We start from the raw sequence: 22,765 nt of genomic DNA, 5'->3' as shown, positions 1-22,765 counted from the left end.
AAACTTCGGGGACTGATCTCATGACCACTACGCTTCGCCTGCTGGGTGCAGGCCTGCTGCTTTCTACCTCCACCGCCGCCATGGCGCAGACCGTGCCGATCGTGCTGCCTGGCGCACCGGGGGAAACGCCGCGCGTGATCGATGCGGAGGAGGCGATCAAGCTCGCCGATACGCGCTTCTCGCCCGCCGACGTCACCTTCATGCAGGGGATGATCGTCCACCACCAGCAGGCCGTCGACATGGCCCAGCTGGTCAAGGACCGGACCAACAACGAAGCCATCCTCAAGACCGCCGACCGCATCGAGGCCGGGCAGAAGGACGAGATGGACTTCATGCGGACCTGGCTCAGCGATCGCAATCTCGAAACCGCGATGCAGGGCATGGGCCACGCGCATCACCACCACACCATGAAGGGCATGGCGAGCCCCGAGCAGATGCGCGAGCTGGCCGAAGCCAATGGCACCGCTTTCGATCGGCTGTTCCTGCAGCTGATGGTCGAACACCACCGCGGCGCGCTGACCATGGTGGAGGAACTGCACCAGACCTCGGGCAGCGCCTACGATCCGGTGATGTACGAATTCACCAATGAGGTGGTGACCGACCAGCAGGCCGAGATCGACCGGATGAACGGCGTTCTCGCCACCCTCTCCAGCGATCCGCGCGCGACGCTGGCCGCAGGCTTCCGCGATGCCGAGGAAGCGATCCTCAACCTGCGCAAGGTGGCGGTGCTGGAGAAGCCCGCCGGCTTCTTCGATCCCGAGAACCCGGCGCAGCTCCAGCCGGTAAAGCCGAAGGACGAAGACGAGGAAACCGAACAGGATGCAGCCGACAAGTCGCCTCGCGAGGAGGCGGAAGAGGGCGAGGATGAAGACAAGCCCCAGTTCGGCGAGCGCGGTTCGCTGCTCGACTTCGCCTTCACCGACATGGCCTTCTCGGGCGACATGATGGTGGCGGGCAGCTACCACGGCTTCAACGCCTATCGCCTCGGCGAGGATGGCGTCCCGCAGCTCGTCAGCTCGGTCGTGTGCCCGGGCGGGCAGGGCGACGTCTCGATCGCGGGCGACCTGCTCGTGATGAGCGTGCAGGACCGCCGCGCGCGGGTCGATTGCGGCCTCCAGGGCGTCGATGACCGCGTCAGCGACGAGCGCTTCCGCGGCATCCGCATCTTCGACATTTCCGACATCACCCGCCCGCGCCAGGTCGGGCTCGTCCAGACCTGCCGTGGCAGCCACACGCACTCCATCGTCCAGGCGGATGACGAGCGGCTGATCGTCTACAACTCGGGCACCAGTTACGTGCGCGACGAGGAAGAGCTTGAAGGCTGCTACGAACTGGGCGGCGACAACACCGCGCTGTTCAGCATCGACGTCATCGAAGTGCCGGTGGCCGACCCCTCCAAATCGCGCATCGTCGACCGGCCGCGCGTGTTTGCCAAGGATGGCGAGATCGCCGGCCTGTGGCGCGGGGGCGACCACGGCGAAGGGACGCAGGACACCTTCCGCACCGACATGTGCCACGACATCACCGTCTTCCCTGCCAAGAACCTCGCGGCGGGCGCGTGCTCGGGCAACGGCATCATCCTCGACATTTCCGACCCGCTGAAGCCGGTGCGGATCGACGATGTGACCGATGCGGGCTTTGCCTACTGGCACTCGGCGACCTTCAACAACGACGGCACCAAGGTGCTGTTCACTGACGAATGGGGCGGGGGCGGCCGTCCGCGTTGCCAGGCGGGCGACCCCAAGAACTGGGGAGCCAACGCCTTCTACGCCATCGTGGGCGAGGAACTGGTCTATCGCGGCACCTACAAGCTTCCCGCGCCGCAGGGCGACAAGGAGAACTGCGTCGCGCACAACGGTTCGATCATCCCGGTTCCGGGACGCGATATCTTCGTCCAGGCCTGGTACCAGGGCGGCATCTCGGTGATCGACTTCACCGATGCGAGCAAGCCGGTCGAGATCGCCTATTTCGACCGTGGCCCGATCGACGAGGACCAGCTGATCACGGGCGGCTATTGGTCGGCCTACTGGTACAACGGCCGCATCTACGCGACCGAGATCAGCCGCGGCATCGACGTCTTCGCGCTGGAGGCGAGCGAGTTCCTCACGCCAGAGGAGATCGCGGCGGCGGAAGGCGCGGTCTATGCCGGCGGCCTGTTCAACCCGCAGACCCAGACGCAGGTCACCTGGCCCGACGAACTGGTGGCGGCGGCCGAGGACAGCCGCAAGGGCGGCTGACCTGGTCCTAGTGGCATTCGAGGTGTATCTCGGCGCGGTCGAACCGACCTGCGTCGAGATCGTCCGGATCGATCCAGGCGTAGATCGCGCCGCAATCGCCCCATAGCATTTCAAACACGTAGTCGCAGGCCATCTGCAACAACAGCATCTTGCGATCGGGATGTGGGCCGGTTTCCGATTGCACGCCGTCATGAAAGCCCCCCAAGCGCTGCGGTCGGTTCTGATCGAGGCTTCGCAGGTGCGCCTCGAAATCCGCCAGGCCGGCCTCGGGGACCAGATGCCGGCGCTCGGTATCGAAGTAACAGAGCTTTGCAACGTTCGCGCAGGCCGTGACGAGATGGCGTTCGAGCAGACTTATGGCGGTCAGCTTCTTCTGCCTGACCGTCACAGGCAGCGACGCGCCCGCACGCCCCCAGGCAAGCGACCAGATTTGTCTGTCGGCCGTCGCAAGCTCGGCCTTGATCGCTTCCCATTCTTCTTGGGAGAGGGCGGTGTCCAGCCCGCGCTGATCGGCCAGCTTGCGAAGCGCTACGAGGCCGGGACGCAGCCTGTCTCGCCACATCTCCGCCGTATCCTTGTCGAGAAATGCAAGCAGCGATTCCGCGTCGGGGAAGCGAGCCAGCAGCGCGCCGGTGGCCTCGATCTCCTCCTTCAAACCGTCGAGGTGCGCCCGCCGGGACAGTTGGCTTTCGTCCAGCGTGGCTGGATCCGCTTCAGCGATCCGACGATTGTCGTTGACGCCATATGCCTTCTCCAGCCGGTCTTCCATTCGTGGAACGATCGCGGATACGGCACCCGGCATCAGCAGTTTTTCGCACATTTGCTGCCGGTGTTTTTCGCTTTTCTCCCGTGATCCCACATCATCTATCGCAGCCAGGGCCATGTCGACCGCCAGGGCGACGCAACGCCACGAGAACGGCACGGAAAACCCCCTGTAAGGTCCGTTCTCTCCGATCTCATGCCCTTCATACAGCAGGTGGTCGAGCTTCTCGGGCGACGCGCTAGGAGCGCCATCGCGTTCGTAGAGGCGGTTGGGCATGCTGATCAGATCGACCGGGACCCGGGGATATACGCTTTCGCGCTGTTTCCAGGCAGTCCCATCGCAAAACATGCCATCATGGATGACGCCGATATCGGCGGGCGGTTGCCGTTGGCTGCCCAGCTCAGGCGTATGAATCATGCGATAGACGCCTTCGGAGCTATTATTCTCCGAAAAAAGGAGCAGCCAGCCCTCTCGAGGACCCTTGCCGGCCCACAGGTTGGTGGGCAGGTCTGCCAGGGCGATCTGGCAAATGAAATGCAGCGGTATATCGCCGTCTCCCGGCTTCTCCGGATTCGTTACTCGTGGCCACTCGACATCGTCGGGTAGCATCGGGAGGCCGCCGACCCACGAGCGTGGCGGAAGGTCCTTGGGTGGCACCTGCTTGCGCATGACCACGGTCGTGTCTTCCTCGATTGGAGGAGCCGCGCGCTTGGCTTTCCACGCTTCAAATTCTTCCCTGCGCTCTTTCCGGCGTCGGGCCTTTTCGGCCCGTTCCTGCCTTTTCGCCGGTTCCGGGCGCAGCCAGTCGCTCTCTTCCTGGTTGCGGGTCGCCTTTCGCCAGATCCCTTCGAGCGGCGATTGCGTGTGCGATCGGGCCGCAGCAGAACTGGCATGAGCGCGTCGCGTGCGCGCACGCCTCAGGCCAAAGAATGCAAATACCGCCGCCGCAGCCAAGTAGAAGAATTCGAGAAAGCCCACGTCATTACTCCATGCTTTTCATAAAAAGCTCTAGTCTGAATGACTTAAGAACAAGCAAAAGCCCCGCCGAATTGCTCCGGTGGGCCCAATGACTTCGGTCGGGTGGCCTTGTGGCACGAGCCAGGCAAGCAAACCGGTATGCTGGCACGGTTGCGGTGGACGCCCGCGTGCGGTGGGATTTAGGCTTTGATTGCCTTCTTCACATCCTGCACGAAACCGGTGCGCCGGATGATCGCGTAAAGCAGCCGGGCCGCCATGCGGCCCGGCCAGCGCATCGGCCGGCGGACTTGCAGGAACAGCACGACGCGCGGTTCCTCGGTCTCGTTCCAGACCTCGTGCGGGTTGGTTTCGTCAAACACCATCCACTCGCCTTCGCGCCAACGCACGGGCTCGCCGTTGACCTCCATCTCGCAGCGGCCCGGGCCCTTGGGTACGGCGATGCCGAGGTGGCAGTTGAGCCAGGCCTTGGTCAGCCCGCGGTGGCGCGGCACATGCGTGCCGGGCTCCATGATCGAGAAGAAGGCGACGACGAGGCCGGGTATCTCGTCAAGCATGGCGGCCGTTTGCGGGCAGCGCGCCCGGTTGGTGCGCGCCTTGAAGCCGTAGCCTTCGAAAAAGAAGCTCTTCCAGGCTGAGCTGTTCGCAATGCGGCGATGGTCGGGCGACAGCTTGCCGAAGGCGGGGATGGCGCTGCGCTCTGCCAGCAGCGGCGCCAGCTCCTGGCGCACGATATGCCAGTTGCGCTCTAGGTCGGTGAGGCAGGGTAGGTGCGACGCGGGCAGGATCGGATCGTCCCCGACAAGCGACTGGCGCGCAAACCAGCGGTTGACCGGATTGCGCAGGCGCTTGCCCATGCGGATCAGGGCCGATTGCTTCGGCCTGACGTAGCGCTCCCGCGCTTCGGACGGCGAGGTCCTGCTGTTCGATCCCTGCTGAGGATCAAGCGTGTCCTCGCGACCGGCGTGGCGGGGCTGGGTGCTTTGCCCGTCCCTCATGACCGCTGGTTCTAGCGAAAGGGTGGCCGGAAACCTTGGAAGATCGCGCCAACTCGACAGGAGGCTGCGGCCATCCGTCCAAGAGCGCAGGCGGTACGACGGACGGCGCAAACGAAAAGGCCCGGCAGGAACGATCCTGCCGGGCCTCTTTGTTCAGCCTGTGGGCTGGGTGGCGCGAGCTTAGAAGCCCATGCCGCCCATACCGCCCATACCGCCCATGTCGGGCATTGCCGGGGCAGCCGACTTGTCTTCCGGTTTGTCGACGATGGCAGCTTCCGTGGTGATCAGCAGGCCGGCAACCGAAGCTGCGTCCTGCAGAGCGGTGCGCACGACCTTGGTCGGGTCGATCACTCCGGCAGCCACGAGGTTTTCGTAGGTGTCGGTCGCAGCGTTGAAGCCGAGCGTTTCGTCGTTGGCGTCGACCAGCTTGCCGGCGACAACAGCGCCGTCATGGCCGGCGTTGGTCGCGATCTGGCGAACCGGTGCCTGCAGCGCGCGGCGAACGATGTCGATGCCGCGGGTCTGGTCGTCGTTGGCGCCTTCGAGGCCTTCGAGCGACTTGGTCGCGTAGAGCAGGGCCGTGCCGCCGCCCGGGACGATGCCTTCTTCAACGGCTGCGCGGGTTGCGTGCAGCGCGTCGTCGACGCGGTCCTTGCGTTCCTTCACTTCGACTTCGGTCGCACCGCCGACCTTGATGACGGCCACGCCGCCAGCAAGCTTGGCGAGACGCTCCTGGAGCTTCTCGCGGTCGTAATCGCTCGAGGTGTTGTCGATCTGCGTGCGGATCTCGGCAACGCGGGCCTTGATGTCGTCTTCCGAACCGGCGCCGTCGACGATGGTCGTGTTGTCCTTGTCGATGGTGACGCGCTTGGCTTCACCGAGCATGCCCAGCGTGACGTTTTCGAGCTTGATGCCGAGGTCTTCGCTGATCATTTCGCCCTGCGTCAGGATCGAAATGTCCTGCAGCATGGCCTTGCGGCGATCGCCGAAGCCCGGAGCCTTGACCGCAGCAACCTTGAGGCCGCCGCGCAGCTTGTTGACCACGAGGGTGGCCAGCGCTTCGCCTTCGATGTCTTCCGCGATGATCAGCAGCGGACGGCCCGACTGGACAGCCGCTTCGAGAACCGGGAGCATCGCCTGCAGGTTCGAGAGCTTCTTCTCGTGGATCAGGATGTACGGGTTTTCGAGTTCGACCGTCATCTTTTCCGGGTTGGTGATGAAGTAGGGCGACAGGTAGCCGCGGTCGAACTGCATGCCTTCGACGGTTTCGAGCTCGAATTCGAGACCCTTGCTCTCGTCGACGGTGATCACGCCTTCCTTGCCGACCTTGTCCATGGCTTCGGCGATCTTCTCGCCGACTTCACGGTCGCCATTGGCCGAGATGACGCCGACCTGGGCGATCTCTTCCGAACCGGACACGTCCTTCGAACGGCCCTTGAGGTCTTCGACGACCTTGGTGACGGCGAGGTCGATACCGCGCTTGAGGTCCATCGGGTTCATGCCCGCTGCGACCGACTTCATGCCTTCGGTCACGATCGACTGGGCCAGCACGGTAGCGGTGGTGGTGCCGTCACCGGCGGCGTCGTTCGCCTTCGATGCGACTTCCTTGATCATCTGCGCGCCCATGTTCTCGAACTTGTCGGTCAGTTCGATTTCCTTGGCGACGGAAACGCCGTCCTTGGTGATGCGGGGTGCGCCGAAGCTCTTGTCGATCACGACGTTGCGGCCCTTGGGGCCCAGCGTGACCTTCACGGCGTTGGCGAGGGTGTCGACGCCGCGCAGGATGCCTTCGCGCGCGTCGCGGCCGAACTTAACGTCCTTGGCTGCCATTGGTGTTTCTCCTGGAAAAGTGTGTTCGTGTGAAAAGCGTCAGAGGACCGGCGTTCAGCCGATGATCCCCATGATGTCGCTTTCCTTCATGATCAGCAGGTCTTCGCCGTCGAGCTTGACTTCGGTGCCCGACCACTTGCCGAACAGAACGCGGTCGCCAGCCTTGACGTCCAGCGGGGTGACCGTGCCGTCTTCGGCCTTGGAACCGTTGCCGACAGCGACGACTTCGCCTTCGCTCGGCTTTTCCTTGGCGCTGTCGGGAATGATGATCCCGCCGGCGGTCTTCTCTTCGGCTTCGATGCGACGGACCAGAACGCGGTCGTGCAGCGGACGAAATGCCATGGTGATGTCCTCTCTAACTAAGAGTGTAAAACAGGTGTTGGCACTCACTCGGTAAGAGTGCCAGCGCGGGCGCAAATGGGTGCGCGGGGTCAGGGAGTCAACAACCGGGAGAGAAAAAATCTCTGGCCGGTCAGGCGAGCGGTGCCCTGCGCTGGCTGGGCCGTTCCGGCGCTATCGTGAGGCCGAGCCGCTCGCGCAGCAGCCACCGCCCGGTCAGCAGGAGAGTGGCGAAGGTCAGGCCCACGGCAAAGCCGATCCAGACGCCCGTGCCTTCCAGCTCGGTGTGGAAGCCGAGGTAATAGGATGTGCCGAAGCCGGGGACCCAATAGCTGAAGATCGCCATCCACATCGGCACGCGCGTGTCCTGCAACCCGCGCAGGGCGCCGGCGGCGACGACCTGCAATCCGTCGACCAGCTGGAACAGCGCCGCGATCACGATGTATTGCAGCGCAAAGCCCATCATCGCCGCGTTCGCCGGCTCAGACGTGTCGATATAGAGACTGAGGATGGCCACTGGCATCAGCAGCATGAGAGCGGCTGTAAAGCTCATGAACAGGACGGCCATCAGCAGCGCGACTGCGCCTGCGCGCCCGATTGCCTCGTGGTTGCGCGCGCCGAAGTGATAGCCGACCCGGATGGTCGCGGCCTGGCTGACGCCGAAGGGGACCTGGAAGGCGAAGGCGGCGATCTGCAGCGCGATGGTGTGGCCGGCCAGCTCGGATTCGCCGATCAGGCCCATCAAGAGCGCCGCACCGCCGAACAGCCCCGCTTCCGCGATGGTGGTGAAGAACACCGGCATGCCCAGCACGAACAGCTCTTTCAGCCGGTCCCACTCCGGACGCCAGAAGCGGCCCCAGATGACATAGCGCCGGAGGCGCCGGTCCCATTCGATCGCAACGATGTAGGCGAGGAGGACGAAGACCGAGGTGAAGATCGTCGCAATGGCCGAACCTTCGAGGCCCAGCGCAGGGGCTCCCAGATTGCCGAACACCAGCGCATAGTTGCCCAGCGCGTTCACGCCGATCGCGAGAGCGGTAATCGCGGTGGCAAAGATCGGCCTGCCTAAGGCCGAGACAAAATTGCGCAGCACGCTGGCGACCAGCAGGGGCACGGTCGACCACAGGACGAGGCCCATGTAGTCGTAAGCCCTTGCGGCAAGCTCGGGACGCTGCCCGGTGGCGAGCAGGATGGCCTCGGTCTGGCTGAGGATCGCCATCACGATCACGCCGCAGGCCACGCTCAGCCACACGGCCATGCGCACGCTGCGGCGCACTTCGGCAACCGCAAAGCGCGAGCGGCCCAGTTCGGCCGAGATGAGGGCCGCGACCATGCTGACCAGCGTGATCGTGCCCCATACGAGGATGCTGAAGAGCGAGACTGCTAGGCTGGAAGCGGCCAGTTCGAATTCGCCCAGGCGGGCGACGAAGAACACATCGATTGCCCAGATCAGCATCTGCAACAGGTTTGCCAGCGCCAGCGGCCAGCTCAGCCGCAGCGTCGCGCCCAGTTCGGTGCGCCAGCCGTCAACGCCCGTTTTCGTAAAGCGGGGCGCGGGCTCCATGGCTCTCTCGTGCGTCATGCAGCCGGCCCGGATAGGGGAAGCGCAATAGCCGCTCAAACGCTGATCGCGCGCCTGGAAGATTTCTTGTCCCGCGTGAGACCGCGCCGCCACACAGCGGTCCGCGCCGGGCTCAGGCGCGGCGTTCGGTCGGCACGCTCCGCTTCGAGGAACGCCCTGCGCGGTGTCCGCGCTGCGAGCGGCGCTGGCGCTGGGATGCACCGTAACCGTAATAGTCGTGCGAACGGCGGTGGAGCTTGCGACCCGAAATCAGTTCGAATGCGTTGGAGAAGAGCGCGGCGATTGCTGTTCCGGCCACGCCGATGGCAGCCAGGACGTCCATGAAAAGGAGCAGCGGGAGAACGGGAAAAAGCACGAGGTGCTTGCGGATCTGGCGGGCGCTGAACGTGTCCGGTGCAAGACGGACAAGCAAGGCCGACAGAAGGAAAGTGCCCCCGACATAGCCGAGGACCGACAAAGCGATCGTTATCATGGTTTGCGCCCCAGAATCTACTGACCAAAATACCGTTCGTCTTTCCCATTCGCAATTCGGCAAACATGGATTTTCCGTGGATTTTTGCTGCGGTGCACAAACGAAAAGGGCGGCGCCTTGCGGCACCGCCCTTCGCGTAGATCTCGCGCAGCGAGATCGAAGCGTAAGCGAGAGGCTTACTTGAGCTCGACGGTACCGCCGGCTGCTTCGATCTTGCCCTTGATTTCTTCGGCTTCTGCCTTGTTGACGCCTTCCTTGAGCGGCTTCGGCGCGCCTTCGACGAGGGCCTTGGCTTCCGAGAGGCCCAGGCCGGTGATGGCGCGGACTTCCTTGATCACCTGGATCTTCTTGCCACCGTCGCCGGTCAGGACGACATCGAATTCGTCCTTTTCTTCAGCAGCGGCACCGCCGTCGGCACCACCAGCGGCGGGACCAGCAACGGCAACAGCAGCGGCGGCGCTAACGCCCCACTCTTCTTCAAGCGCCTTGGCAAGCTCAGCGGCTTCCATGACGGTCAGCTTCGACAGTTCTTCAACAAGCTTGGCGATATCGGCCATGATGTTTCACTCCAAATATAAGGCCGGGGTGCCCGGATTGGGTCTGCCCCGATGAATATGTGTTCTTTCGAAAGAACCAGCTCTTACGCGGCTTCCTTGGCGCCGTAGGCACCGAAGACACGAGCGAGCTTGGCCGCGGGCGCATTGACGACCTGGGCAACCTTGGTTGCCGGGGCGTTGATGAGACCCACGATCGTACCACGCAGCTCGTCGAGGCTGGGCATCGAGGCAAGCGCCTTGACTCCGGCTTCGTCGAGCACAGTCGCTCCCATCGAACCGCCGACGATTTCGATCTTGTCGGTGGTCTTGGCGAAGTCCACCACGGCCTTGGCCGCAGCGACCGGGTCCTCGGAGTAACCGAGGGCGGTCGGACCCGTCAGGAATTCGTCGATCCCTGCGTAGTCGGTGTCCTTCAGAGCGAGCTTGGCGAGGCGGTTCTTCGCAACCTTGTAGGACGCACCGGCTTCACGCATCTTCGTACGCAGTTCGGTCGACTGCTCGACCGTAAGGCCCAGGTTGCGGGTGACAACCACCACGCCGGCCTGGTTGAAGACATCGTTGAGCTGGGCGACCGCGTCGGCTTTCTGCGAACGATCCATGCCATACTCCTTCACTATGGCCGCCCGCTTGGCGCGAACGACCGGCTACGTTTGTCCATGCCGCATGAAGCAACACGGGCGAGTCCGTTGATGGGGAAGGAGTGCGCCATCTGGCGCGAAACGGGGCTGCAGCATGCAGCACCGGAATTTCTCTGTTCCCCGTCTAGGCTGGAAATTAAGAAGGCCCGATTGCCTTCACCAACTGTCTCGGACGGATGAACGGGCAAACCAAAGAGGCTCGCCGTTCGGTGGCGGGCCTCTAAGGACTTGCGCGAAGGAGTCAAGCCTTTCCTAGGCTCCGAAGCCATGAGTGATGGCCCGGCGACCGCCCACGGCATTACAATCGGAGCGGCAGCTTGAGCGCCCGGTCGACCTTGTGTAGCGAAGCCTTATGTCCGGCTCGCGTTACCACGACGGCACTTATCTGGCCGACAACCCGGACTGGCACGCTGCCGATGCGCCTTACAAGGCTCGCTGGATCGCAGAATTTCTTGAGAGCAACGGCCTTGCGCCGCGACATGTCAGTGAAATCGGCACCGGCTCCGGCCAGGTCCTGCGGCATCTCGCGCAGCGATGGGGTGACACGCAGTTTCGCGGCTACGATATCTCGCCGGATGCGCTGGCGATAGCAGCGCAAGGCAAGGCCGAGCGGGTGGAGTATGCCCAGCGCGACGTCATCGCCGAAGGGCTTCCGTCAGAAACCGACCTCCTCATGGCGATCGACGTTTTCGAACATGTCGAAGATTACATGGGATTCGTGCGCGCCATGGGTCGCATGGCCGAGTGGAAATTGTTCCACATTCCGCTGGACCTCAGCGTGCAGGCGCTCCTTCGAAACCGGTCCTTGATGCATGCCCGGGCCTCACTCGGCCATCTGCATTACTTCTGCCGCGATACCGCGCTGGCGACGTTGGCGGATTGCGGGCTGGAGGTGGTGGATTGGCGCTACACGCATGGAGCGGAAGAGCTGCCGGGCCGTGCGATGCGTACCCGTCTCTTCAATCTGCCGAGGAGACTTGTCCGGGCAATCAATGAGGACTTCGCGGTGCGTGTCATGGGCGGGGCCTCGATGCTCGTCCTGGCGCGCTGAGAGGGGACGGGTAAACCCACCGTCCCCTCACGCTGTGCCGGTGATCAGGCCGGTTGGCGCTGCTCGGTGCTCTGAGCGATCGGTCCGGGGCGCAGCGCGATGGTGTACTGCGCGGCGATCATGACCAGCGCCAGCCAGGCGGTGACGAAGCTGTCGACCACCATCATCGTCCACTTCAGGCCCTCACCGGGGACGAAGATCGCGCCGATGCCAAGGGCATAGTGCAGCGCCATCAGCGGCAGGACGGTCACCAGCGGGAAGATGATCGCATAGAGCGCATGCGGCAGCATGGCGCGGATCGACTGCAGCGGGCTGACCAGCATGCCGAGCGGCGCGGCAACCACGAAGCGGGCGACCAGCGGCATGAAGATGAGGCTGAAGACGAAGAAGCCGATCGCCATCGCCCCTTCGGTCCAGACATAGAGCGAGAGCCAGGTCAGCAGCGCCTGCAGCGCGAGCACGAGTGTGAACAGCCGCACAGCCTTGCCATCGAGGCGGGAAGCTTCCGCCTTGTCACCGCCCGAATTCAGCCAGCGAATGAAGAAGTAGGCGGGCAGGCTGAGCGCGAGCGTCTTCAAGAAACCGGCGTTGAGGCGGTCGGTGTTCTCGGCTGCAGCCTCGGCCGCATCGGGGCCGGCGTACATGCCGATGTTCATTTCCACGACGTGCTGGAAGAACTCGGCCACCAGCGGGATGGCGGCAACCACCGGCAGCACGGCGGCGAACGCAAGGCTCTTGCTGTGCGCGGCGCGGAAATCGGAGAAAAACGTAGACATTGAGATAAACCCCCTCAGGTCGTGGAATAGGTCAGCAGGTCGCCCGGCTGGCAGTCGAGTTCGCGGCAGATGGCCTCGAGCGTGGAGAAACGGATCGCCTTGGCCTTGCCCGTCTTGAGGATCGAGACGTTGGCGAGCGTGAGGCCGATGCGTTCGGCCAGTTGGGTCATGGTGATGCCGCGATCGCGCAGCAGGGCGTCCAGGTGGACGGCGATATGGTGAGCGTCTTCGCTGGGCATCAAACCGTCCCCTCCAGCTCTTCGCGCATTTGCGTGCCCTCGCGGAACACATGGGCGAGCACGAACAGCAGCGGCACGGCAATCCAGCCGGTGAGCGAAAGCGACCAGCCGAAGTATTCGCCGCTCACCTCGCTCGCGCGGACCGAGATCCAGCCAAAGCCGAGGTCGGATATGTTGATGGCAAGCAGCGCCCAGCCCATGGTGCGCAGGCGCGCCGCGTTGGTATCGGTAAAGGCCATGCCGGCCGCCGCATCGCGCACCAGCGCCACCAGCCGGGTCAGCAGCAGGTGGACGGCAAAGGCAATCGGCAGCACGAGCGAGAGGACTACGTACAGGTAATCGCGCACGGCCTCGTGCGCCGGCTCGTCGAAGCCGGACAGCACATCGCTGCGCAGGCCCCCGGCATCGGCAAGCAAAAGGGCGAAGAAGACCATGAGAGCGGCGGCCGCAATCCAGTTGAGCCAGTTGGTCACTCTGAGGCCGGTGATGATGGCGGAAAACATCGAATCGAACTCCTTATCGAAATTCGATATGATGCGATTTGGACTTATCGTCAATCGATAATATCGAAATTCAATAAGTCAGCCGTCTCCACCAACTGTGGCCATGAGGCCGATCGGGCGTCCGTCGGGGTCTTCGACGAAGCCCATCCATTCTTCGCGGCCATCGTCATGCGTATGAATGCGGTGCGGTGCCGAGGCGATCCGCGCTCCGGCATCTTCGAGACGGGCAAACTCGCCGTGCAGGTCCTCGGTGCGAAAGTAGAGGATCGATTCCGGCCCGGCCTCTCCCTCGACCAGCATCAACCGCGTCCCGCCGCAGTCGAAGAACGCCATGGTGCCCGCATCGAAAAGCGGTTCAAGGCCGAGCACCTTGCCGTACCACTTCCGGGCTTCGCCGATATCGTTCACCGTGCGGGCGATCTGCCCGATCGGCCCCAGTCCCGTCTTGCCCATCGCCGTTCTCCCTTTCATCGCGCTCCCGGCATCGACACCGCCCCAGCGCTTCAGCTCTCCGCGGCGGGCCATTCCAAGCTTGCCGAGGATGTTGGAGACGTGGAATTTCACCGCGTCGGTGCTGATGCCTTGCCGCTGTGCGATCTCGGGGTTGGTCAGCCCGTGCCGCACGCCGTCTGCCACGCGCCATTCGCCAGGCGTTAGGATATCGGGATGGGCGGGCCGCCCGCGGGATCGCTTGCCGGTCATGGACAAGTACTAGCCCATCACAGCCGCATTTTCCCTACCCGGCAGCCTCTTGCCGGAATCCCCGGTTGACCCGCGCGCGACCAATTCCTACATGGCCTCCCAACCGCACGCTTCGAGCGAGTCCGATTCATGCGCGGGGATCGGGCACAGGATGGAAGCGGCGTTTCCATAATCGCGACGCTTGAGAAGCTGCAGCAGGCCGCCGGGACAGGTGCGTCATCCGCTGCGGCCTTTTCGCGTCCCGGCTATGATCTCACGCGCATGAGAACCGAAATTCCGAGGGGCTGTCCGCGCAGCCCGTCGGTGCACACGAGAAGAGGTAACTACCCCTTATGGCTACCAAGGCGAAGGCTCCGAAGAAGACCCGGGGCACGAACGCGCAGGGTACGGCGAAGCGCCGCATCCGCAAGATCTTCGGCGACATCCATGAAGTCGTCGACATGCCCAACCTGATCGAGGTGCAGCGCGAGAGCTACGAACAGTTCCTGCGCTCGAACAAGGAGATCGATTACGTCTCCGGCCTCGAGAAGACGCTGCGCTCGGTGTTCCCGATCCGCGACTTCGCCGGCACCGCCGAACTCGACTTCGTGCACTACGAACTCGAACAGCCGAAATACGACATCGTCGAATGCCGCCAGCGCGGCATCACCTACGCGGCCCCGATGAAGGTCACGCTGCGCCTGATCGTCTTCGAAGTCGACCAGGAAACCGAGACCCGCTCGGTCCTCGATATCAAGGAGCAGGACGTCTACATGGGCGACATGCCCCTGATGACGGGCAACGGCACCTTCATCATTAACGGTACCGAGCGCGTGATCGTGTCGCAGATGCACCGTTCGCCGGGTGTGCTGTTCGACCACGACCGCGGCAAGACGCACTCTTCGGGCAAGCTCCTCTTCGCTGCCCGCATCATTCCGTACCGCGGCAGCTGGCTCGATTTCGAATTCGACGCCAAGGACATCGTCAACGTGCGTATCGACCGCAAGCGCAAGCTGCCGGTCACCGCGCTGCTTTATGCCCTGGGCCTCGATAGCGAAGACATTCTCCACCACTTCTACGAAACGGTCACCTGGAAGCGTTCGACCGGCAAGAAGGGTGAAGGCTGGACCATTCCGTTCGTCGCCGAGAACTGGCGCGGCGCGAAGCCGGCCTTCCCGCTGGTCGATGCCAAGACGGGCGAGGAAGTCTTCCCCGCCGGCCAGAAGATCAGCCCGCGTGCAGCCAACAAGGCGGCCAAGGACGGCCTTGACACGCTGCTGCTGCCGACGGAAGAAATCTTCGGCCGCTACGCATCGCGCGACATGATCGACGAGAAGACCGGCCGCATCTACATCGAAGCGGGCGACGAAGTCTCGGCCGAGAACCTCGAAGTTCTCGACGCCGCGGGCATCGACGAAATGGTCCTGCTCGACATCGACCATATCACCACCGGCCCCTGGATCCGCAACACGCTCAAGGTCGACAAGGCCGAGAACCGCGACGAGGGCCTGGAGGCGATCTACAAGGTCATGCGTCCCGGCGAACCGCCGACCAAGGAAACCGCAGAAGCCCTGTTCGAAGGCCTGTTCTTCGACAGCGAGCGCTACGACCTCTCGGCTGTTGGCCGCGTGAAGCTCAACATGCGCCTCGAACTCGACGCGGAAGACACCGTGACCACGCTGCGCAAGGAAGACATCCTTGCTGTGGTCAAGGAACTGGTCGACCTCAAGGACGGCAAGGGCGATGTCGACGACATCGATAACCTCGGCAACCGCCGTGTCCGCTCGGTCGGCGAGCTGCTGGAAAACCAGTACCGCGTCGGCCTGCTGCGCATGGAACGCGCAGTGAAGGAACGCATGAGCTCGGTCGACGTGTCGACCGTGATGCCGAACGACCTCATCAACGCGAAGCCCGCCGTGGCTGCCGTGCGCGAGTTCTTCGGCTCGAGCCAGCTCTCGCAGTTCATGGACCAGACCAACCCGCTGTCGGAAGTCACCCACAAGCGCCGCGTTTCAGCGCTTGGCCCGGGCGGCCTCACCCGTGAGCGCGCCGGCTTCGAAGTCCGCGACGTTCACCCGACGCACTACGGCCGTATCTGCCCGATTGAGACGCCGGAAGGCCCGAACATCGGTCTGATCAACTCGCTGTCGACCTTCGCACGCGTCAACAAGTACGGCTTCATCGAAACGCCGTACCGCAAGGTGGTCGACAACAAGGTCACCAGCGAGGTCGTCTATCTCTCGGCCATGGAAGAGCAGAAGCACACGGTGGCGCAGGCTTCGGCCGACCTCACCGAAGACGGCTCCTTCGTGGAAGAGCTGGTTTCGGCCCGCCACGACGGCGACAACCTGATGGCGCCGCGCGAAACCATCACCCTGATGGACGTGAGCCCCAAGCAGCTCGTCTCGGTCGGTGCATCGCTCATTCCGTTCCTGGAAAACGATGACGCCAACCGCGCGCTGATGGGCGCCAACATGCAGCGCCAGGCCGTGCCGCTCGTAAAGGCGGAAGCGCCTTGGGTCGGCACCGGCATGGAAGAAACCGTTGCCCGCGATTCCGGCGCAGCCATCGCGGCGACCCGCGGCGGCATCGTCGACCAGGTCGACGCGACGCGTATCGTCATCCGTGCGATCGGCGATGTCGAACCCGGCCAGTCGGGCGTCGACATCTACACGCTGCAGAAGTTCCAGCGTTCGAACCAGGACACCTGCATCAACCAGCGCCCGCTGGTGAAGGTCGGTGAAACGGTCGAAGCCGGCGACATCATCGCCGACGGTCCCTCGACCGACCTGGGTGAACTGGCGCTGGGCCGCAACAGCCTCGTCGCCTTCATGCCCTGGAACGGCTACAACTACGAGGACTCGATCCTCATCTCCGAACGCATCGTGAAGGACGACGTCTTCACCTCGATCCACATCGAGGAATTCGAAGTCATGGCCCGCGACACGAAGCTTGGGCCCGAAGACATCACCCGCGACATCCCGAACGTGGGCGAGGAAGCCCTGCGCAACCTCGACGAAGCGGGCATCGTCTACATCGGCGCCGAAGTGCACCCGGGCGATATCCTGTGCGGCAAGATCACGCCGAAGGGCGAAAGCCCGATGACGCCGGAAGAAAAGCTCCTGCGCGCCATCTTCGGTGAAAAGGCCAGTGACGTGCGCGACACCTCGCTCCGCCTGCCTCCGGGCGTTGCCGGCACGGTTGTCGAAGTTCGCGTCTTCAACCGCCACGGCATCGAGATCGACGACCGTACGCGTGCGATCCAGAACGAGGAAATCGAACGCCTCCGCAAGGACTCGAACGACGAACGCGCCATTCTCAACCGTGCGACCTACAACCGCCTGCGCGACATGCTCATCGGCCAGACGGCTTCGGCCGCTCCTAAGGGCGTGAAGAAGGGCACCGAGATCACCGAAGAGGTGCTCGAGGGCGTCGACAAGCACGAGTGGTTCAAGTTCGCGGTGGCCGACGACGGCCGCCAGGCACAGCTCGAAGCGGTCAAGTCGCAGTACGACGAAGCCGTCAAGTTCATCGAAGAGAAGTTCGAAGACCGTAAGGAAAAGCTCGAACGCGGCGACGAACTCGCCCCCGGCGTGCTCAAGATGGTCAAGGTCTTCGTCGCGGTGAAGCGCAAGCTGCAGCCGGGCGACAAGATGGCCGGCCGCCACGGGAACAAGGGTGTCATCTCGCGCATCCTGCCGGTCGAGGACATGCCGTTCCTCGAAGATGGCACCCCGGTCGACATCGTCCTGAACCCGCTGGGCGTGCCTTCGCGCATGAACGTCGGGCAGATCTTCGAAACGCACCTCGGCATGGCCGCCCGTAACCTGGGCATGCAGATCGGCGAGCAGCTCGAAGAGTGGAAGCGCGCCAATCCGAACGCCGCCGAAGACTACGCCAACGCCCCGCCGCCCGAAGCGGTCATTGACCGCCTCAAGACGGTCTACGGCGAAGAATACCACGAGGCGATTGCCAGCCGTTCGACCGCCGAAGTTGTCGAGCTTGCCGGCAACCTTGCCACGGGCGTCCCGATGGGTACCCCGGTGTTCGACGGCGCGCGCGAAGGCGACGTGACGACCGAACTGGAAAAGGCAGGTCTCCACAGCTCGGGCCAGTCGGTGCTGTTCGACGGGCGTACCGGTGAAGCCTTCGACCGCAAGGTCACCGTGGGCATCATCTACATGCTCAAGCTGCACCACCTCGTCGACGACAAGATCCACGCGCGTTCGATCGGCCCCTACAGCCTCGTCACCCAGCAGCCGCTGGGCGGTAAGGCGCAGTTCGGCGGCCAGCGCTTCGGGGAAATGGAGGTCTGGGCGCTCCAGGCCTACGGCGCGGCTTACACGCTGCAGGAAATCCTCACCGTGAAGTCGGACGACGTGATCGGCCGTACCAAGGTCTACGAAGCGATCGTCAAGGGTGACGACACCTTCGAAGCTGGCATTCCGGAGAGCTTCAACGTTCTCGTCAAGGAAATGCGCAGCCTGGGCCTCAACGTCGAACTCAAGTCGCTCAGCGACGGTGACGAGGACGACGACGGCTTCGCGATCGCGGCGGAATAGGGGAGCGACATCGCTCCCCACCACCGCCCACAGGAATTCACCCGTTAAGGGAATTAAGTCATGAACGAACTGACCAAATTCACCAACCAGCTCGCGAAGCCCGAAACCTTCGACGAGATCCAGATCGGCATCGCCAGCCCCGAGCGCATCCGCTCGTGGTCCTTCGGCGAAATCAAGAAGCCGGAAACGATCAACTACCGTACGTTCAAGCCCGAACGTGACGGGCTGTTCTGCGCGCGCATCTTCGGTCCGGTGAAGGACTACGAATGCCTTTGCGGCAAGTACAAGCGCATGAAGTACAAGGGCGTCGTCTGCGAGAAGTGCGGCGTCGAAGTGACCGTGACCAAGGTCCGCCGCGAGCGCATGGGCCATATCGAGCTCGCCGCTCCGGTCGCGCACATTTGGTTCCTGAAGTCGCTGCCCTCGCGCATCGGCCTGCTGCTCGACATGCAGCTCAAGCAGCTCGAGCGCGTGCTGTACTTCGAAAGCTACATCGTCACCGAGCCCGGCCTGACTCCGCTCGAGAAGTTCCAGCTCCTCACCGAGGACGAGCTGCTCGAAGCGCAGGACGAATACGGTGAAGACAGCTTCAGCGCCGGCATCGGTGCCGAAGCGGTCAAGATCATGCTCATGGACCTCGATCTCGAGCGCGAGAAAGAGGACCTGCTGGAAGAGCTCGCGACCACCAAGTCGAAGCTCAAGCCGGCCAAGATCATCAAGCGCCTGAAGGTCGTCGAAAGCTTCATCGAGAGCGGCAACCGCCCCGAATGGATGATCCTCGAAGTGATCCCGGTCATTCCGCCCGAGCTGCGCCCGCTGGTGCCGCTGGATGGTGGCCGCTTCGCGACGTCGGATTTGAACGACCTCTACCGCCGCGTGATCAACCGTAACAACCGCCTCAAGCGCCTCATGGAATTGCGCGCGCCGGACATCATCGTCCGCAACGAAAAGCGCATGCTGCAGGAAGCTGTCGACGCGCTGTTCGACAACGGCCGCCGCGGCCGCGTGATCACCGGCGCCAACAAGCGTCCGCTCAAGTCGCTCAGCGACATGCTCAAGGGCAAGCAGGGCCGCTTCCGTCAGAACCTGCTCGGTAAGCGCGTCGACTATTCGGGCCGTTCGGTCATCGTGACCGGCCCGGAACTCAAGCTGCACCAGTGCGGCCTGCCGAAGAAGATGGCGCTCGAGCTGTTCAAGCCGTTCATCTACGCCCGCCTCGACGCCAAGGGTCTCTCGATGACCCTCAAGCAGGCGAAGAAGTGGGTGGAGAAGGAGCGCAAGGAAGTCTGGGACATCCTGGATGAAGTCATTCGCGAGCACCCGGTCCTCCTGAACCGCGCACCGACGCTTCACCGACTCGGCATCCAGGCCTTCGAGCCGGTCCTGATCGAGGGTAAGGCGATCCAGCTTCACCCGCTGGTCTGCGCCGCCTTCAACGCCGACTTCGACGGCGACCAGATGGCCGTCCACGTCCCGCTGAGCCTCGAGGCGCAGCTGGAAGCGCGCGTGCTGATGATGTCGACCAACAACATCCTCTCGCCCGCCAACGGCAAGCCGATCATCGTGCCGTCGCAGGACATGGTGCTGGGCCTCTATTACCTGTCGATGGAACGCCAGGAGAAGAAGCCCGAGTTCACCGAGGACGCCGATGGCAACAAGGTCGAAAAGCTGCCGATGTTCTCGGACATGGCCGAAGTTCACCAGGCGCTCGAGACCAAGCAGGTCTCGCTGCACACCAAGATCCTCGCCCGCGTCCCGCAGGCGGATGAGGACGGCAACATCGTCATGAAGCGTTTCGAGACGACCGCCGGCCGCATGCTGATAGGTGAATGCCTGCCGAAGAACCACAAGGTTCCCTTCGACATCGTCAACCGCCTGCTGACGAAGAAGGACATCGCCGACGTTATCGACGAGGTCTACCGTCACACCGGCCAGAAGGACACGGTGCTGTTCGCCGACGCCATCATGGCGCTGGGCTTCCGCAACGCGTTCAAGGCCGGCATCTCCTTCGGCAAGGATGACATGATCATCCCCGAAGAGAAGGTGGAACTGGTCGATCAGACCAAGGCGCTGGTTGCCGATTACGAGCAGCAGTACCAGGACGGCCTGATCACCCAGCAGGAAAAGTACAACAAGGTGATCGACGCCTGGAGCCGTTGCGGCGACCAGGTGGCGGACGCCATGATGGAGAAGATTAAGTCGCGCCCGATCGACAAGGATGGGGTCCAGGCCGAAATCAACTCGATCTACATGATGGCCCACTCGGGCGCTCGTGGTAGCCCGGCACAGATGAAGCAGCTCGCCGGCATGCGCGGCCTGATGGCCAAGCCGTCGGGCGAGATCATCGAGAACCCGATTATCTCGAACTTCAAGGAAGGTCTGAACGTCCTTGAATACTTCAACTCGACCCACGGTGCCCGTAAGGGCCTCGCGGACACCGCGCTGAAGACCGCGAACTCGGGTTACCTCACGCGTCGTCTGGTCGACGTCTCGCAGGACTGCACGATCGTCGTGGAAGACTGCAAGACCGAGAACTCGCTCGACATGCGTGCGATCGTCCAGGGCGGTAGCGTCATCGCGTCGCTCGGCGAACGTATCCTGGGCCGTACCGTGGCCGAGGACATCGTCAACGCGGCGACCGACGAGGTCATCGCACCGGCTGGCACGCTGATCGACGAACCGATGGTCAAGGCCATCGAGGACGCCGAAGTGCAGGTCGCCAAGATCCGTTCGCCGCTGGTCTGCGAAGCGGAACAGGGCGTCTGCGCCACCTGCTACGGCCGTGACCTTGCTCGCGGTACGCCGGTCAACATCGGTGAAGCTGTCGGCGTCATCGCCGCGCAGTCGATCGGTGAGCCGGGCACGCAGCTGACCATGCGTACCTTCCACATCGGCGGTGCTGCACAGCTGAACGAAACCTCGCACCTCGAAGCGGTGTCGGACGGTAAGGTCGTCTATCGCGACATGCCGACCATCACCGACAAGAAGGGCCGTATCCTGTCGCTCGCCCGCAACGGCGAACTGGCCGTGATCGACGCCGAGGGCCGCGAACGCGAAATCCACAAGGTGCCTTACGGTACCGTGCTGATGCACAAGGATGGCGCGAAGGTGAAGGAAGGCGACCGCCTGGCTGAATGGGATCCGTTCACCCTGCCGATCATCACCGAAACGTCCGGTGTCGTGAAGTTCCAAGACCTGATCGACGGCACGACCATGGAAGAGCGCGTCGACGATGCCACCGGTATCGCCCAGCGCGTCGTCACCGAGGTGAAGACCTCGGGCCGCAAGAAGAACGAGGATCTGCGCGCACGCCTGACCCTGTTCAACGATGCGGGCGACGAGACCGAAGCTGCCCGCTACATGCTGGCACCCGGCACCGTCCTCTCGGTCGACGACAACCAGCAGGTCGAGGCCGGCGACATCCTTGCGCGTGCTTCGCGTGAAGCGGCCAAGACCCGCGACATCACCGGCGGTCTGCCGCGTGTGGCCGAACTGTTCGAGGCGCGCCTGCCGAAGGACAACTCGGTCATCGCCAAGATCTCGGGCAAGATCGAATTCGTTCGCGAATACAAGGCGAAGCGCAAGATCGCGATCGTGCCGGAGGAAGGTGATGCAGTCGAATACCTGATCCCCAAGACCAAGGTGATCGACGTGCAGGAAGGCGACTTCGTGAAGAAGGGTGATACCCTGATTTCCGGTTCGCCCAACCCGCACGACATCCTGGAAGTCCTGGGCGTCGAGGCGCTCGCCGAGTACCTCGTCAACGAGATCCAGGAAGTCTACCGACTGCAGGGCGTGAAGATCAACGACAAGCACATCGAGGTGATCGTTCGCCAGATGCTGCAGAAGGTCGAGATCACCGACGGTGGCGACACCGTGCTGCTGCCGGGCGAACAGGTCGACCTCGAAGAGCTGAACGAAACCAACGCCAAGCTGCCGAAGAACAAGCAGCCGGCCGTTGGTACGCCGATCCTGCTGGGCATCACCAAGGCCAGCCTGCAGACGCGTTCGTTCATCTCGGCCGCCTCGTTCCAGGAAACCACGCGCGTGCTCACGCAGGCCGCGGTTGAAGGCAAGAAGGACACGCTGATCGGCCTGAAGGAAAACGTGATCGTGGGCCGTCTCATCCCCGCCGGTACCGGCGCGGGCATGAACCGCATGCGCATCACCGCCTCGAGCCGCGACGCTGCGCTTCGCGCCCAGTGGAAGAAGGCACAGGAAGCGATCATCGCTGCCAACACCGCCGAGGAAGAGCACGAAGCCGAACTGGCCCAGGGCCCCGAAGCGGCGATCGGCGACGATCCGCTGGCCACGATGGAAGGCGAAACCCACGGCACCGATGCCGATGCTGGCGACTACCTCAACGAGGACGCCAAGGACGGCGAATAAGCTCTCCCGGTTCGCCTGAACCACATAGCAAAGCCCCGCCGGATCGCTCCGGCGGGGCTTTTCTTTTGCGAATCCCGATTGTTAACCGCGCCCCGGTTCGCTTGACGCGCGACTCGGCTCGCGTCACCATGGCGCTCGCCGATCCGCATGGGGCATGCGGGGGCAGAACCCGG

Annotated in this window: 16 protein-coding genes; 4 read left to right on the top strand and 12 right to left on the bottom strand. The window is 63.5% G+C overall.

Going from position 1 to position 22,765, the window contains the following annotated elements; genetic code table 11:
- Positions 1-20: 20 nt before the first annotated feature.
- Entirely contained in the window at positions 21-2,237 is a 2,217-nt protein-coding gene (locus KUV82_RS13785; protein WP_219954810.1) for a DUF305 domain-containing protein, read from the top strand.
- Positions 2,238-2,244: 7 nt separating this feature from the next.
- On the opposite strand, the gene KUV82_RS13780 is transcribed toward KUV82_RS13785, so the two are convergent.
- The 8 genes from KUV82_RS13780 to rplJ form a co-directional block, all read right to left on the bottom strand.
- Positions 2,245-3,978 carry a DUF1963 domain-containing protein gene (locus tag KUV82_RS13780; RefSeq protein WP_219954809.1) on the bottom strand — a complete coding sequence of 578 codons (1,734 nt, stop codon included), beginning with the start codon at positions 3,976-3,978 and terminating at the stop codon, positions 2,245-2,247.
- A 179-nt stretch (positions 3,979-4,157) separates the two neighbouring features.
- Positions 4,158-4,973 (bottom strand): aspartyl/asparaginyl beta-hydroxylase domain-containing protein, encoded by an 816-nt coding sequence (locus KUV82_RS13775; protein WP_219954808.1) that lies wholly within the window; start codon positions 4,971-4,973, stop codon positions 4,158-4,160.
- A 180-nt stretch (positions 4,974-5,153) separates the two neighbouring features.
- The gene (gene groL, locus KUV82_RS13770; RefSeq protein ID WP_219954807.1) at positions 5,154-6,803 is read right to left on the bottom strand and encodes a chaperonin GroEL; all 1,650 of its coding nucleotides are present in this window, start codon (positions 6,801-6,803) and stop codon (positions 5,154-5,156) included.
- Positions 6,804-6,857: 54 nt separating this feature from the next.
- Positions 6,858-7,145, bottom strand: coding sequence for a co-chaperone GroES (groES, locus tag KUV82_RS13765; RefSeq protein WP_090477425.1), 288 nt, complete (start codon positions 7,143-7,145; stop codon positions 6,858-6,860).
- Positions 7,146-7,275: 130 nt separating this feature from the next.
- Positions 7,276-8,706: an MATE family efflux transporter gene (locus KUV82_RS13760; RefSeq protein ID WP_219954806.1), complete on the bottom strand. Its 1,431-nt coding sequence runs from the start codon at positions 8,704-8,706 to the stop codon at positions 7,276-7,278.
- Between the two features lie 130 nt (positions 8,707-8,836).
- Positions 8,837-9,196 carry a hypothetical protein gene (locus KUV82_RS13755; RefSeq protein ID WP_219954805.1) on the bottom strand — a complete coding sequence of 120 codons (360 nt, stop codon included), beginning with the start codon at positions 9,194-9,196 and terminating at the stop codon, positions 8,837-8,839.
- 176 nt (positions 9,197-9,372) lie between these two features.
- Positions 9,373-9,753 (bottom strand): 50S ribosomal protein L7/L12, encoded by a 381-nt coding sequence (gene rplL, locus KUV82_RS13750; RefSeq protein ID WP_219954804.1) that lies wholly within the window; start codon positions 9,751-9,753, stop codon positions 9,373-9,375.
- Positions 9,754-9,836: 83 nt separating this feature from the next.
- The gene (rplJ, locus tag KUV82_RS13745) at positions 9,837-10,352 is read right to left on the bottom strand and encodes a 50S ribosomal protein L10 (RefSeq protein WP_219954803.1); all 516 of its coding nucleotides are present in this window, start codon (positions 10,350-10,352) and stop codon (positions 9,837-9,839) included.
- A 391-nt stretch (positions 10,353-10,743) separates the two neighbouring features.
- On the opposite strand from rplJ, the gene KUV82_RS13740 reads away from it, so the two are divergent.
- Positions 10,744-11,442, top strand: a complete 699-nt coding sequence (locus tag KUV82_RS13740; protein ID WP_219954802.1) for a class I SAM-dependent methyltransferase — start codon at positions 10,744-10,746, stop codon at positions 11,440-11,442.
- A gap of 44 nt (positions 11,443-11,486) precedes the next feature.
- Here KUV82_RS13740 and KUV82_RS13735 read toward each other — a convergent pair whose 3' ends face one another.
- From KUV82_RS13735 to KUV82_RS13720, 4 genes are all read right to left on the bottom strand, one after another.
- Positions 11,487-12,218 (bottom strand): hypothetical protein, encoded by a 732-nt coding sequence (locus KUV82_RS13735; RefSeq protein WP_219954801.1) that lies wholly within the window; start codon positions 12,216-12,218, stop codon positions 11,487-11,489.
- 14 nt (positions 12,219-12,232) lie between these two features.
- On the bottom strand, positions 12,233-12,457 hold the full coding sequence (locus KUV82_RS13730) for a helix-turn-helix domain-containing protein (protein WP_219954800.1): 225 nt from the start codon (positions 12,455-12,457) through the stop codon (positions 12,233-12,235).
- Positions 12,457-12,960, bottom strand: coding sequence for a DUF2975 domain-containing protein (locus tag KUV82_RS13725; protein ID WP_219954799.1), 504 nt, complete (start codon positions 12,958-12,960; stop codon positions 12,457-12,459). The genes KUV82_RS13730 and KUV82_RS13725 overlap by 1 nt, the downstream gene beginning before the upstream one ends.
- Before the next feature lie 78 nt (positions 12,961-13,038).
- A complete protein-coding gene (locus tag KUV82_RS13720) occupies positions 13,039-13,662 on the bottom strand; it encodes a VOC family protein (protein ID WP_219954798.1) in 624 nt (207 codons plus the stop codon).
- Positions 13,663-13,994: 332 nt separating this feature from the next.
- Here KUV82_RS13720 and rpoB point away from each other — a divergent pair, with 332 nt between their 5' ends.
- Both rpoB and rpoC read left to right on the top strand, forming a co-directional pair.
- Positions 13,995-18,203, top strand: coding sequence for a DNA-directed RNA polymerase subunit beta (gene rpoB / locus KUV82_RS13715; RefSeq protein WP_219954797.1), 4,209 nt, complete (start codon positions 13,995-13,997; stop codon positions 18,201-18,203).
- A gap of 60 nt (positions 18,204-18,263) precedes the next feature.
- Positions 18,264-22,592: a DNA-directed RNA polymerase subunit beta' gene (gene rpoC / locus KUV82_RS13710; RefSeq protein ID WP_219954796.1), complete on the top strand. Its 4,329-nt coding sequence runs from the start codon at positions 18,264-18,266 to the stop codon at positions 22,590-22,592.
- The last annotated feature ends 173 nt before the right edge of the window (positions 22,593-22,765 follow it).

Origin of the sequence: Qipengyuania flava (assembly GCF_019448255.1) — a bacterium.
GTDB classification, from domain to species: domain Bacteria; phylum Pseudomonadota; class Alphaproteobacteria; order Sphingomonadales; family Sphingomonadaceae; genus Qipengyuania; species Qipengyuania flava_A.
The sequence above is the reverse complement of the archived record's forward strand: the minus strand, read 5'-3'. Positions and strand labels throughout refer to the sequence as shown.